This is a genomic window from Acinetobacter piscicola (assembly GCF_015218165.1).
GTDB classification, from domain to species: Bacteria; Pseudomonadota; Gammaproteobacteria; order Pseudomonadales; family Moraxellaceae; genus Acinetobacter; species Acinetobacter piscicola_A.
In genome coordinates this window covers 171,122-185,146 of record NZ_CP048659.1, presented here as the reverse complement: position 1 = coordinate 185,146, position 14,025 = coordinate 171,122, and the positions used below count along the sequence as shown (strand labels likewise).

General features: G+C 37.4%; 14 protein-coding genes and 1 pseudogene. 6 read left to right on the top strand and 9 right to left on the bottom strand.

Features of this window, described 5'->3' with window-relative positions; genetic code table 11:
* Positions 1-212 precede the first annotated feature (212 nt).
* From G0028_RS00905 to phoR, 3 genes are all read left to right on the top strand, one after another.
* Entirely contained in the window at positions 213-890 is a 678-nt protein-coding gene (locus G0028_RS00905) for a TetR/AcrR family transcriptional regulator (RefSeq protein WP_227554801.1), read from the top strand.
* Between the two features lie 225 nt (positions 891-1,115).
* Entirely contained in the window at positions 1,116-1,826 is a 711-nt protein-coding gene (phoB, locus tag G0028_RS00900) for a phosphate regulon transcriptional regulator PhoB (protein ID WP_130074864.1), read from the top strand.
* 18 nt (positions 1,827-1,844) lie between these two features.
* Positions 1,845-3,203, top strand: coding sequence for a phosphate regulon sensor histidine kinase PhoR (gene phoR, locus G0028_RS00895; protein ID WP_130074865.1), 1,359 nt, complete (start codon positions 1,845-1,847; stop codon positions 3,201-3,203).
* A gap of 88 nt (positions 3,204-3,291) precedes the next feature.
* On the opposite strand, the gene asd is transcribed toward phoR, so the two are convergent.
* The 3 genes from asd to pncB all read right to left on the bottom strand — a co-directional run bounded on the left by asd (position 3,292) and on the right by pncB (position 6,308).
* Positions 3,292-4,143: an archaetidylserine decarboxylase gene (asd, locus tag G0028_RS00890; RefSeq protein ID WP_180046390.1), complete on the bottom strand. Its 852-nt coding sequence runs from the start codon at positions 4,141-4,143 to the stop codon at positions 3,292-3,294.
* On the bottom strand, positions 4,140-4,988 hold the full coding sequence (locus tag G0028_RS00885) for a sulfurtransferase (RefSeq protein WP_130074867.1): 849 nt from the start codon (positions 4,986-4,988) through the stop codon (positions 4,140-4,142). Before G0028_RS00885 ends, asd begins: the two co-directional genes overlap by 4 nt.
* A 111-nt stretch (positions 4,989-5,099) precedes the next feature.
* On the bottom strand, positions 5,100-6,308 hold the full coding sequence (pncB, locus tag G0028_RS00880) for a nicotinate phosphoribosyltransferase (protein ID WP_180046388.1): 1,209 nt from the start codon (positions 6,306-6,308) through the stop codon (positions 5,100-5,102).
* Between the two features lie 307 nt (positions 6,309-6,615).
* Here pncB and G0028_RS00875 point away from each other — a divergent pair, with 307 nt between their 5' ends.
* The gene (locus G0028_RS00875) at positions 6,616-6,972 is read left to right on the top strand and encodes a roadblock/LC7 domain-containing protein (protein WP_130074869.1); all 357 of its coding nucleotides are present in this window, start codon (positions 6,616-6,618) and stop codon (positions 6,970-6,972) included.
* Positions 6,973-7,052: 80 nt separating this feature from the next.
* Here G0028_RS00875 and G0028_RS00870 read toward each other — a convergent pair whose 3' ends face one another.
* A complete protein-coding gene (locus tag G0028_RS00870; protein WP_130074870.1) occupies positions 7,053-7,244 on the bottom strand; it encodes a CopG family transcriptional regulator in 192 nt (63 codons plus the stop codon).
* 179 nt (positions 7,245-7,423) lie between these two features.
* Between G0028_RS00870 and G0028_RS00865 the strand changes: the two genes are divergently transcribed.
* Positions 7,424-8,086 (top strand): IS1595-like element ISAcra1 family transposase, encoded by a 663-nt coding sequence (locus tag G0028_RS00865; RefSeq protein WP_004783898.1) that lies wholly within the window; start codon positions 7,424-7,426, stop codon positions 8,084-8,086.
* 17 nt (positions 8,087-8,103) lie between these two features.
* Here the strand turns inward: G0028_RS00865 and G0028_RS00860 are convergent, their stop codons facing one another.
* Both G0028_RS00860 and G0028_RS00855 read right to left on the bottom strand, forming a co-directional pair.
* Positions 8,104-8,595: an ankyrin repeat domain-containing protein gene (locus G0028_RS00860; protein ID WP_180047534.1), complete on the bottom strand. Its 492-nt coding sequence runs from the start codon at positions 8,593-8,595 to the stop codon at positions 8,104-8,106.
* 179 nt (positions 8,596-8,774) lie between these two features.
* Positions 8,775-10,289, bottom strand: a pseudogene (locus G0028_RS00855) (catalase).
* A 206-nt stretch (positions 10,290-10,495) separates the two neighbouring features.
* On the opposite strand from G0028_RS00855, the gene dtd reads away from it, so the two are divergent.
* Positions 10,496-10,936, top strand: a complete 441-nt coding sequence (gene dtd / locus G0028_RS00850) for a D-aminoacyl-tRNA deacylase (protein ID WP_130074871.1) — start codon at positions 10,496-10,498, stop codon at positions 10,934-10,936.
* Between the two features lie 454 nt (positions 10,937-11,390).
* Here the strand turns inward: dtd and G0028_RS00845 are convergent, their stop codons facing one another.
* The 3 genes from G0028_RS00845 to serB all read right to left on the bottom strand — a co-directional run bounded on the left by G0028_RS00845 (position 11,391) and on the right by serB (position 14,016).
* Positions 11,391-11,870, bottom strand: a complete 480-nt coding sequence (locus G0028_RS00845) for an SCP-2 sterol transfer family protein (RefSeq protein ID WP_130074872.1) — start codon at positions 11,868-11,870, stop codon at positions 11,391-11,393.
* A gap of 188 nt (positions 11,871-12,058) precedes the next feature.
* Complete coding sequence (aciT, locus tag G0028_RS00840; protein ID WP_130074873.1) at positions 12,059-12,373, bottom strand: ciprofloxacin tolerance protein AciT; 315 nt, start codon at positions 12,371-12,373, stop codon at positions 12,059-12,061.
* Between the two features lie 422 nt (positions 12,374-12,795).
* Positions 12,796-14,016: a phosphoserine phosphatase SerB gene (gene serB / locus G0028_RS00835; RefSeq protein WP_130074874.1), complete on the bottom strand. Its 1,221-nt coding sequence runs from the start codon at positions 14,014-14,016 to the stop codon at positions 12,796-12,798.
* Positions 14,017-14,025 lie beyond the last annotated feature (9 nt).

Here is a 14,025-nt window from a genome sequence, read left to right as displayed (position 1 = left end):
CTTTCTGTATGTACTTTTTCTATACATACACTCACAGCTACACTATAATTTTGACAATGACTATTGTCAATATAATATGTTAAGCTTTTCAATGTTGATGAGTTGCTCAGAAGTATGACGTAAATTTCAACTATTTTTATTGATCAAATATTGCTATTTGCACACTTAATTTGGCACAAATTCATATGACTACACACGTATTAAATGAAACGATGCAACATGCTCAGAACGAAAATACATCTAAAAAAATGGTAAAAGAAAGACAATTTAAAGGTATGTCTCTTTCTGAACGAAAGTTAGCTCGCCGTGAAAAACTGATTGAAGCGGGTATTGAAACCTATGGCACACAAGGATTTTTTTCAGTTACCGTGAAAGACGTCTGTAACGAAGCTAAACTGACTGAACGCTATTTCTATGAATCTTTTAAAAAAAGCGAAGAGCTATTCCAAACTATATTTTTACAATTGATTGATCAATTGCAACACAACGTGATGCAAGGGGTAATGCAAGCTTCTCCTGAACCTAAAAAAATGATTCATTCGGGCTTATTTGCATTATTTTCTATGCTCAAAGCTGACCCACGTATGGCACGCATCATTTATGTCGATGCGATGTTGGTGCAAGAGTTGCACAATCAGGCAACAATCCATGAAACCATGAGTCGCTTTGACCGTATGATTCAAGCTTTTGTCATGTTAATGATGCCGCAGATCAACCACAGCGAACAGGAAATTTCATTGGTCTCGACTGGCTTAAATGGCTATGTTACACAAATTGCAGTACGTTGGGTCATGGGTGGTTTTAAACTTTCTGTCGAACAAGTCGTCTTTGCCTGTGAAGCGGTATTTTTTTCATTATTAGAATCTTTTTCTGAAAAACAAAGTGCTTAAATATACCTGAACTTCTCAACCTTTAAATTTTTCATCCCGATATGAAAAATCAATGTCGACCATTATTTTATGGATTTAGCATACAAATTCAAAAGTTTTGTCACAAAGTTTTGCAAAAAATAGCCAATATGTTTTTTTTGCAATGATACTGTCATAATTAATCTTTGTAATAAGCCTGTCATAAATAATAAAACGGTACACCGTTCATACATAGGATATTGCGTTGTGAAAGATGACTATATTTTAATCGTCGATGACGAACTTCCAATTCGCGAAATGATCCATACCTCATTAGATATGGCAGGTTTCCAATGCTTACAAGCAGAAGATGCCAAACAAGCACATCAAATGATTGTCGATCAACGCCCTTCACTCATCCTATTAGACTGGATGATGCCTGGCGGAATTAGTGGTGTGGACTTGTGCCGCCGCTTAAAACGTGATGAGAACTTGGCTGAAATCCCTGTAATTATGCTCACTGCACGAGGTGAAGAAGATCATAAAGTGCAAGGCTTAGATGCAGGCGCTGATGACTATATGACTAAACCCTTTTCAACGCGTGAATTGGTTTCACGTATTAAAGCCGTGCTACGTCGTGCCAATGCACTTAGTGGTGAAAAATCAATTGATGCCAATGGTCTAATTCTCGACCCTGTCAGTCAACGTGTAAGCTTTGGTGACAGTATTTTAGAAATGGGACCAACAGAATACCGTTTATTGGCTTTCTTTATGACTCATCCTGAACGTGCATATACACGTGCACAATTGCTTGACCAAGTCTGGGGCGGTAACGTCTATATTGAAGACCGTACTATTGATGTACATATCCGCCGTTTGCGCAAAGTATTAGAACCCTATGCTGCAGATCGTTACGTACAAACCGTTCGCGGTACAGGCTATCGTTTTTCGACACGTGCTGATGTCGCTTTAGGCTAAATTTAGGTCAGTTTTTTTATGTATGAACCCTACCCCGTCCCAGATCTTGCACGTGAACATAAACGATTTCGTTACAGCAGTTTATGGACTTTTGCTAAACAAGATTTAAGACTGTTAGCATTTTTATTCGTCATCGGATGCTTTATCGGTTTTGGGATTGGGTACTTTTGGCTCTGTATTTCGTTCTCTTTTGCAATTTTTTTTATTTTGCAACTTCGCTCGTTATATTTGGTCAATGAGTGGATTTCTAACCGTCCTTATGATGTACCACCGAATTTAAATGGAATTTGGGGTGCATTGCTATTTAATGTGTATCGTGCCCAACGTCAAGAACGTGTTGTTCAAGCCGAAATGGTCGGGTTAATTGATCGGGCACAATCATCCTTGGTTGCGTTAGCAGAAGCTGTCGTTTTAACTGACGAGTTACATCAAATCGAATGGTGGAATCCTGCGGCTGAAAAATTACTTGGCATCCAAATGCTTGATCGTGGTCGCAATTTATTGACCATTATTCGCCAACCTGGATTTATTGAATATTTTAACAATATTGATCAATATCCTGACGGAATAAAAATAAAATCAACGGTTTATGACGAGCATTATGTACAGATCAAACTCACTCGCTTCGGCAGTGAAAGTCGTTTATTGGTCGCTTATGACGTAACCCGAATTCATAACTTAGAACAAATGCGTAAAGACTTTGTCGATAATATTTCACATGAATTACGCACACCGCTCACGGTTCTCAGTGGTTATATTGAAACATTTACTGATCAAGAAGATTTAAACCCACGTTGGAAACGTGCTTTTGATCAAATGCAATCACAAACGCGACGTATGAATGCCCTAGTGAATGATTTATTGCTCTTGTCACGTCTTGAAGGCAATAAACAAATTGCTAAAAATCAAATCATTGAAATGCCGAGTTTAATGAATCAATTATTTGATGATGCGCAAGCCTATAACGTCGATTATGGACATACGCTCAATTTAGACATCGACAGCCATTGTGACTTGATCGGCTCTGATACTGAACTTGCGAGTGCTTTTAGTAATTTAATTACCAATGCCATCAAATACACGCCTAAAGGGGGCTCAGTTACAATGGGATGGCATGATGATGGGTTACATGGTTATTTCACAGTACAAGATACAGGGATCGGTATTGACCCTAAACATTTACCTCGCTTAACTGAACGTTTCTATCGAGTGGACAGTGCACGTAGCCGACAAACAGGTGGCACAGGTCTAGGTTTAGCGATTGTGAAACACGTACTGATGCAACATAATGCTTATTTAGAAATTGATTCTATTGAAAATCAAGGCTCTACATTTAGAGTGGTATTCCCTAAAGAACGCTTATATAACCCTGAATAATTTTTGTTCTAATCTACATCTTAGAATAAACAAAAGGTGAAGAATATAATCCTCTTCACCTTTACTCAAACTGAGTATTTTTAAATACTTATAGGATATGCCCTAAAGCCTCACCCATGACAACCACGGAGTTCGCTTTAAATTGTGCATCCCAATTCATTTTACCTTGTTCAAATAAAACGATCGCGGTTGAACCTAAATAGAAGCGTCCTAACTCATCACCTTTTTCAAGTTTTAACTCATGATGGTTGAGTTCCAAGCGACCCGATGGTTTCACTTTACCTGTTGCTACGGTTTCAATACCAGCAACAATCATTGCACCCACCAAAACAACGGCCATACGACCTAATTCTGTATCAAACAAACACACCATACGTTCATTACGGGCAAATAAACCTGGCACATTTTCCGCAGTCGTTTTATTGACAGAAAATAATTCACCCGGAATATATAACGTTTCAGTTAATGTTCCTGCAAAAGGCATATGCACACGATGATAATCACGTGGTGACAAATAGACGGTCGCAAATTCACCATTTTTAAACGGTGCTGCAAGCTGCGGATCACCAATCAATTTTTCAACTGAAAAACTTTGACCTTTGGCTTGAAATACATCGCCTTCTTTCACTTGACCTAATTGGGAAATTGCACCATCCGCAGGTGAAACAATACTATTTGCATCTGTATCAATTTCACGCACACCCTCTTTTAAAGCACGGGTAAAAAACTCATTAAATGATTTATATTTTAATGCATCACTTTGCTGTGCAATCGACATATCAATGCCATATTGTGCTTTAAATGCTTGAATAACGACATTTTTAACCAATGGATTTTCACTAGCTGCAAGTTTACCCACCACACGGCTGAGTTGTTGTTGCGGTACTAAATTTTGAGCACGAATAAAAAGTTGTTTTTTTAAGTTTGAGGTTAGACTCACGAAGGTGATTCTCCACTAATAATAGGACTGTCGAGGCGGTTGCCCCATTCGCTCCACGCACCATCATAAGCTTGAATGTTCCAACCGAGTAATCGACCTAAGATATACGCTAAGCCTGAACGATGATGTGATTGACAATACACCACCACAGGTTGATCTAAATGAAAGCCCAATTGTTCTAAACGTTGTTGCGTGCGTTCTAAAGGATGCAATTTTAAATGATTTTGACGATTAATTGCAGTACTCCATTCAAAATGTCGTGCATTTGGAATATGACCACCGCGTCTTGCTGCTAAACGTTGTCCTGTATATTCTTCTGTCGTACGACAATCCCAGACTTGTACTGCATTTTGTTGTACTTTTTCTAATAATTGATCATATTCGATTCTATATTTTTCTATATTTTGCAAATCCACCTGAACCAAATTTTCTACTTTTGTGAATGCTTCAACCTCAGATGAAGTTGGCAAGCCTGCACCTAACCATGCATGAATACCGCCATTCAGTAAACTGACATGTTCAAAGCCTAAACACTGTAAGTTCCAAATCAAACGCCCAGCCCACGCACCGCCTTCATCATCATAAACCACCACATGATGCTCAGGAGAAATGTTTAAGTAGTCTATTAAAGCAGCTAAACCTTGTTCATCAGGCAATAAACCCGAAGCATGTTCTTCTTGTCGCACTAAATACTGTGGCTTAAGATGTAGTGCATATGGAATATGTAATTGTTCATAAACCGAGCTACGGCTTAAATCAACAATGCGTAATTTTTCATGTCCTAAGTAAGGAACAAGCTGTTCAGCTTCAACCAACAAATCAAAATTAAAAATGGGAGCAGTCATACGATTTTTTGAATTTTAGCAGGATTATTTTAACCATCTTAGCATAGTCTTTTTTAGGCTTTAGCTGATTTCCTGCATTTCTTTAGCAAAAAATCAGCTATCGTTTTTCTTCTAATTGCTTGGCTCAGCAATTTCAAAAACCTGACGTAGATAGGCTAAAAAGGTATCGTTATCCGTCATTGTTTTTCCTGGACTGTCAGAAATTTTTGCCACAGACTGACCATTACACTCCACCAATTTTAACACGATATTGAGCGGTGTTTGTCCCATATCATTGGTCAAGTTAGTGCCAATCCCAAAACTGACTTGGAAACGGTCTTTAAAATATTGGTAAAGTGCCCAAGCGCGTTCTAAATCCAAACCATCACTAAAAGTTAACATTTTGGTTTTGGTGTCAATTTTGAGTTTACGATAATGCTCATATGCTTTATCTCCCCACGCAAATGGATCACCACTGTCATGACGTAAGCCATCAAATAATTTGGCAAAATATAAATCAAAATCACGTAAGAATGCATCCATTCCCACAACATCTGTGAGGGCAATACCTAAGTCACCACGATACTCTTGCACCCATGTTTCTAATGCTGATTTTTGAAAATCTCGTAGACGTACATCTAACGCTTGGAAAGCTTGTAAAAACTCATGTGCCATGGTGCCTATTGGAAAAATATTGAGTTCTTTCGCAATGAGAACATTACTGGTTCCACGGAAAACATTAGGTGCCGCTTTATGAAAAGTTTGAATCACATGGCGTTGCCAATCTAGACTATAACGGCGACGTGTCCCAAAGTCAGAAACTAAAAATGGCGGATCATTTGATTGGATCTGTGCTTCATATTTTTGCATCAGAACCACTTTGGCTTGTAAACGACGCTCACCTTCTGCCAAGACCTCATCTGAACGAATACGGCGAAAATAGAGTTCATTGACAATAGCCAATACAAAAATTTCAAACATCATTGCTTGAACCATGGGACCTTCTATCCAAATGTCCAAACGTCCTTCTGCATCAATACCTGCTTTAATAAAACGGCGCTTGAGTTGAAATAATTCTAAATAATCAACAAAGTCACTTTTGATAAAACGTAGCGTGCGTAGATATTGTAATTCGTCTTCTTTAAAGTTGAGCTGACAAAGATAATCTAGCTGTTCATTCAAATCATCTAAAATATCCGTCAATGGATATACGGTATCTTGTAAATTTCGGCAACGGAAATGGTATACGCTATGTGTTTGTGGAAATTTATGAAGTACCACTTGCAACATTGTAAATTTGTACAAATCCGTATCAAGCAATGACTGAATGATGGGTTGCATATTCGATCCAATTAATCTGTATCTTCTCACTATAAAAACTTAATCAAAACTTGCAAATCAAAAAATAGATGATCTTGCGTTTTTAACAAAAATCTGACGACTTTCAATTTTTAAATATCGTGAAATACTCAAATAGTTATAATTATATTATAATAAAATAATATTTAATATTTTATCATTAATATATATTGAAATTAAATATTTTTTTAATTAACATTAAATAAGATATAAATGTATTTAAAAATGTCAAAATCTAAAAATACTTTTTATATTTTCAAAATAAATGGGGTCAAATTAGGAAATCCTTATGTCAAAACTTAATTTAAGTGCATTAAATGAAATTGATGGTTTTATCGCAGCAGCATTAGTCGACAGCTCAAGTGGTTTAGCACTAGGAGCTGTAGGTACAGGCTTAGATTTAGAACTTGCAGCAGCAGGAAATACTGAAGTGATTCGTGCAAAGCGCAAAGTTGCAAATGCACTAAAACTTAATGATAAAATTGAAGATATTCTAATTACTTTAGGCAAGCAATATCACTTGTTACGCCCTTTAGACCGTAATGATGAGTTATTTTTATATTTGGTTTTAGATCGTCAAAAATCTAACCTTGCGATGGCACGCCATGAATTACGTGCCTTTGAAAAAGAACTTGATTTTTCTTAAGTAGAATTAGCTACCACCACATTTCGTGGTGGTAGTTTTATCATTTTGCTAAAATAACTAAATGAACATTATTATTTAATTTATTGATTTTTATCCGCAGTATTATTTTTCAATTTGGTCGCATAATCTACGCCATGTGATTGTAAGTATTCACGGATCAGTTGACGTACAACTTGCGATGGTGTGATATCTTGTTGGTTACATAAGTCTTCAAATGCTTTCTTTTTGATCGGATCAATCAAAATAGTCAATCGTGCAGTTTTATTTTCCATGCGTCTCTCTTGTATGATTGATTATAACTAAATTATAATTTAATTATAATTCAAATTCATCTATTTTTTATACACTTTACATTTCTTCAATATTTTTGAATAGCGAAAATTTGCAAAAAAAAATTATTCAATATTATCTAGGCTCTAGACTAGCAAAATGATTATGTTAGTCTAGAATCATGATAGAAAACAGTAAATTAAGTCACTACAAGATTAAAAAAATTATTCAATGCTTTTGTGTTGATATTCCTGCTTCCAAAACAGCCTTATTACTCAATTTAAATCGTAATACGATTAACTATTGGTACATGCTTTTTAGAGAAACTATCTATGATCATCAAACAGATTTAAGAGCTAAGTTTGTTGGTTCAATAGAAGTAGATGAAAGCTATTTTGGAGCGAAAAGGCAACGTGGGTTTCATGGAAAGTTAAAGCGTGGTCGTGGGACTCTAAAACAGCCAGTATTTGGAATATTCGAACGTAATGGGCGCGTCTATACTGAAATCGTACCTGACTGTAAAATGAAGACTTTACAAGAGGTTATCATTGGTAAAGTTTCACTTGAGAGTGTGATTTATAGTGATGGATGGCGTGGCTATAATGGTCTTGTTGATGTGGGCTATTCAAAGCATTTTAGGGTAAATCACGGAGCAAATGAGTTTGCTAGAGGAGAATGTCATATAAATGGAATAGAATCATTTTGGAGCTTTTGTAAAAGAAGGCTAGCAAAGTTTAACGGCATATCAAAAGAGTACTTTGATTATCATCTTAAAGAAACTGAATGGCGTTGGATGAGGGAACCTAATGAGTTAGCAACTGAGCTGTGGAACCTCATTAGGTAAAATTAAGTGTAAATCTGCTAGTCTAGAGCCTTATCTATTTTTTGAAGCGTTTCTAGCTGTCCAATAACTTCAGCAAAGTCTTCTGTGGTTTTCCGTCCTATTTTTTTAGCGCGTGCATCACATTCTTTATGACGTAATTGCTTCACAATCCCCCATTCTAGCTTAAAAATTGCTGCCATTACTGCTGTATTACCCTTATGGTCACGTAAACAACGATCCGCACCATATCTCAATAAAGTACTGACTATTTCTTGCTGACCCGCATATGCCGCAATCATCAATGCACTAAAACCTTTTTCATTTTGAACATCAACAGGAAAGCCATATTGTAAAAATTCCTGAATCACGTCATTTTGTCCCGTGCGTGCAGCTGCAAAAAATAGATCCATCAATTCATTTTGTGCGTTCTGTGTGACTTTAACTTGCTGCTGTTCAAACTCTTTTGCAGAAGCGGTACTGATCCCCAACGTGAGTAATGTCATCATTGCAATACTCAACAAAGATAGCATGATCCCTTGTAAATATATTTTCATTTCAAACACTCCACATCAATATAGCAAGTGCCTGTAAAACTCCCCTAGGGTTGCAGGAAAGGATTCGAGTTTTACAGGACTTTTAGGAGGTGACATCCTTGATGCCCTAGTCACCAATTTGATTGGTCAATCGTAATTGACCCTTTACAATAGTATTAGTCTTTCAACTGAGCTGCTTTTGCTTTAACCGTGGTAAGGTTGCCATTGACAGCTTTCGTCATACGTGTACCGTAATCTGCATCAGCTTTATAGAAGTAAGACAACATAATGTGCTTAGTTTCTGAATCTTTTACATTACCTAGATCAGCCGCTAAGTTCATGATTAAATCGTCTTTCTCTTTTGCAGAGTAAGAACGGTATAAATCACCCGCTTGCTTAAAGTTTTGCTCTTTCACACCAATTTGCTGAACTGTACCTGAAAGTGGTGTTTGTACTGCACGCGCTTTCGCAGTCGATGGTTTTGGCTCTTTACGGCTTGGTTCGTAATTTACATCAGAGCTTGTTGCACCCACGTTCATGTAACCATCTTGGTTGTTGTTGTTCACAGCAACAAGTGGACGGTTAACCGGAATTTGCTGATGGTTAGCACCTAAACGGTACATTTGCGTATCAGAGTAAGAGAAGATACGACCTTGAAGTAGACGATCTTCTGATGGCTCGATCCCTGGTACCAAGTTACCTGGTGCCAACGCCACTTGTTCCGTTTCTTGGAAGAAGTTTTTCGGCATACGGTTCAGTGTCAATGTACCCACTTTAGTTTCAGGCACTAAATCTGTAGGCCAGATTTTTGTTGGATCAAGTGGATCAAAGTCAAAGCTGTTTAGATCTTTAGGATCCAACACTTGGATGTAAAGATCCCATTTCGGGAAATGACCCGCATTGATGTTTTTGTAAAGATCGTTGGTTAAGTGGTTGAAGTCTTTGCCTTGTAATTCAGCAGCTTCTTTAACGTTCAGACCTTTCACGCCTTGTTTAGAACGGAAGTTACATTTAACGTATTTGTATTCGCCTTTGTCGTTGTACAATTTAAATGCATGTACACCGAAACCATCTTGTTCACGATAGCTGGTTGGAACACCTTGCTTACCATAGACATAGGTCAACATATTGGTTGCCCATGGTTGACTTGATAAGAAGTCAAATACACGGTTAGCATCTTGAACGTTGTTGATTGGGCTTGGCTTCATTGCATGAATGAAGTCAGGGAATTTAATCGCATCACGGATAAAGAACACTGGAGTCTGGTTACCCACTAAATCCCAGTTACCTTCTTGCGTGTAAAACTTGATCGCGAAACCATGCGGGTCACGTAAAGTTTCAGGCTAGTGCTTACCGTGAATGACTGTAGAGAAGCGTAAGAAAACTGGAGTTTTAGTACCCGCTTTGAACAATGAAGCAATGGTTAAATCAGATAAATCTTTAGTTGTTACAAACTCACCATAAGCACCTGTACCACGTGCGTGTACCACACGCTCCGGGATACGCTCACGTCCAAAACGTTGTAATTTTTGGATCAACTGAACATCTTGAAGCAATACAGAACCGTTTGGACCTGCAGTGATTGAATTCTGGTTATCACCAACTGGTGCACCGTTGTCTTTTGTTAATGGCGCAGCTGTTGCAGCTGTCGCTGTTGCAAGCATTGCAACCAATAAAGAACGCTTAAACATTGTTCATCTCTTTTCATTTAACCTTTCCTGCGAGTGCTAATCTAACCTTTTTGTAATAATTGGTAAAAAAGATTATTATTAATCGACTAAATAGATTAAAAATTTACTCTCAATCAAATCTATATACAAAACACCACATTAGAGAATGTTCTAATTATTGAGATTTGATAAAATAAGCACTCGTTCAGCCGATTTATATCCTAGCAATGCGTGCATTATTACAAAGAGTTCTCGAAGCAAAAGTTGTTGTCGATGGTCAAACTACAGGTCAAATTGAAAAAGGAATTTTAGTTTTTTTAGGTCTAGGAAAAGATGATAATTTTGAAAAAGGCAAGAAGCTGATTGATAAAATTTTGAAATATCGTTTTTTTGATGATGAACAAGGCAAAATGGGCTGGAATGTCAGCCAAGCTGGTGGTGGCATTTTACTGGTTTCACAATTTACCCTCATGGCACAAACTCAAAAAGGCTTACGCCCTGATTTTGGTCCTGCGATGCCCCCAATTGAGGCTGAAGCACTCTATGATCAACTGGTTGAATATGCCAAGACCCAATTTGAACATATACAAACGGGTATTTTCGCTGCCGATATGAAAGTTCACTTGGTCAATGATGGACCTGTGACCTTTAATTTAGAAGTGGAATAATCCATATGATTTCGATTGCACAGAAAAATTGATTGAAATCATAACTTCCAATGTTAGGTCAATTTTCACTTGGAGTTGACCTACTTGTGCTCTTTTCAATCACAAAGTCCATATGCTTTCGATACGTCAGTCCTTGCTGATCTATCACCTCAATCATCAAGTCTGTATCTTGTAAACTTAGTCAATACTGATGCAGTGTTAAAAATGCAGGTAACTATTTATTAAAGTAAAACTGACCTTTTGATAAATCCCCCCTGACTTCAACAATGTGTGTCACGGTTTTATTCAAAATATAGAGATCAATAAAAGTTATGGCGGGTGTTGGTTGTAACTAGCTACATCCGTTGAATAGATGATTAGCAAATAAAATTAAATACGTATTTTTTATTTTCATTCTTTTATTTAGTAAGAAACTGATGCGTTTTAATCACCAGTTTCTATACGTCAAGCAAAATTAGCGACCTGTCTTTTCTTTAAGAAACTGACGCGCCAAGGCAATTTTTTCTTTCACTGGTTTTGGCACTTTAGGTGGAATCAATTTAGCCACTTGGTTAAACCAAACCAATAAGCTGAAATCACCTTCCATTTTGATGCTGCCATTTTGCATGCCTGTCATGAATGCACTTGGATCACCTTTGACTAAAGTTTTGACCCCTTGCTCACTGTCTGCAAACTGTAGAATAAAGTCAGCTTTTTCTGCATTTCCTGTAACGGATTCGATTTGACCGTTATTGACAATAATTTGACGAGCAACGCCTGTATCTGTGCCAATTTCAATACGGAATTGACGGTCATGGGTCAATTCAATAAATTTTGGACTTGTACGTGCCAGTTGTTTCATACGTAATGCTAAGCCGAGTACCAAAAGATCTAAAGGATCAGTACTTGCATCAACAATAGGTAACTTTACAACGGGTATTGAAGAAAGTTTCATGACATTTTAGCCTGTTGTTTTAATATAAAAAATCTACTCATTATCCTAGCATAACTTATTATTTCTAAGACAAAGCTTCTAACAAAAGTATACGCAGAAAAAAGGTATATCATTCGATATACCTTTTAAATATCTTTTATGATTATTTTATTGAACTCTAAAGTCAGTCATGCTCAGAACATCGGCTTTTATTCATCTTCATAAACAGGCGTATGCTCAATATATTGGCGATTTTGCAATGCCTTTTGTGCCAATTTGTCTGCGCGTAACAAAACCACAATCAGTGCACTCATTGCCACAAGGATCGCTGTTAAATAACTATAAGATACCGATAATTCAAAAAAACTTTGCACATTAAACCGTATCGCCTCTAATATGCCCCAGAACACCATTCCAGCAAACATAAATCCCAACCAATGACGATAAGGAGAAAAGAACACAGTCACCAACGCTACGGCAATCAGACCAAATCCAATCAATGTTGCCCATGTCGCTGCTACCATAACAACCTCCGTCAAAATGAAGTGTCCACTTCTGAATTAAAGTGATAAACCACAATTTTCATCAAGCCAATCTTTTTTTCTTTGCAATTTTACCAAAGCTTATGTTGTGCATTATGGCGATTTTTTTTTAGAAGAAAATACCTGTTTTTAGGTAAAACGACATACTTTGTCGTCATATTATTTTGTCATTACATTTTTTTATTTTGTATTTTGCATGCATGCTAATCTTTGCCTGTGCTCCCGTGTCATTACAAAAAAATACAAAGCTATTTTTTGATAAAAATAACTTTTTCCTATCTGCTCAATCTATAATCTGAATATTGAGATAATTTTTACATTCACAATAAAAAACAATATTTTTCAATAAAAAAAGAGCAACTTTACGCTGCTCTTTTTCATCAGACTGACATATTTAGAGCAACTTAAGCACGACTTAAATCTTTGTCATGTACACCGAGTAAATATAAAACACCATCTAAGCCGACACTTGAAATCGCTTGATTGGCATTTTGACGAACCAATGGTTTTGCACGGAAAGCAACGCCTAAACCTGCAATTGAAAGCATTGGCAAGTCATTTGCACCATCCCCTACCGCAATTGCTTGCTCAAGTGAAATACCCATTTTTTCAGCCAATTCAGTCAATAAAAGCGCCTTGCGTGCGCCATCCACAATATGACCTTTGACTTCACCTGTCACTATGCCATCTTGCACATCTAAAATATTGGCATGCACTTCATCAATACCCAGTTTTGCTTGCAAATATTCAGCAAAATACTGGAAGCCACCAGAGAGAATAGCTGTTTTATAACCCAATGATTTTAAGGTTTTAATTAAACGCTCAGCACCTTCGGTTACAGTTAAACGTTCCGCAATTTTAGGTAAAACTGCCGCATCTAAGCCTTTCAACAAGGCGACACGAGCACGGAAACTTTGCTGAAAATCCAATTCACCTTGCATGGCACGCTCAGTAATTTCAGCGACTTGTTCACCAACACCCGCTTCGATGGCAAGTTCATCAATGACTTCTTGCTCAATTAAAGTAGAATCCATGTCAAAACAAACTAAACGGCGGTTACGACGATAAGCGTTGTCTTCTTGAACTGCGACATCGATACTCGATTCTGCAGAAAGTCGTAAACATGCTGCACGCATCGCTTGTGCATCCAACATTTGACCTTTCAAACCAAATTGGACACAAGAACGTTTAGGTTCATGATCATGTTCTTCTCTTTCAGGGCGTCCTGAAAGACGAGTGACTGTTTCAATATTAAAACCTTGACTCGACACAATATTTGTTACTGCTTGTAAATGAGCAGCCGTCAGTTCAGGCGCTAAAGCCGTCACAATATAACGGGTTCGGCCACCTTCGCTTACCCATTGATCATATTCCGCACCTGTAATTGGCTTAAATCGAACAGTGAGTCCAATATCGTGTGCTAAAATAAGGATATCTTTCATGGCTAAAGCCGTGGCGGTTTGGTCATCTGACGAAACCACAATCCCTAAAGTTAACTGGTTATGAATGACTGCCTGCCCTACATCTAATATTTGCAAAGAATGTACGGACAACACTTGCATTAATCGAGTAAACTGATTGGGTTGGTCAGGTCCTAAAAATGATATAAGAATGATTTCTCGCATGAATTGACT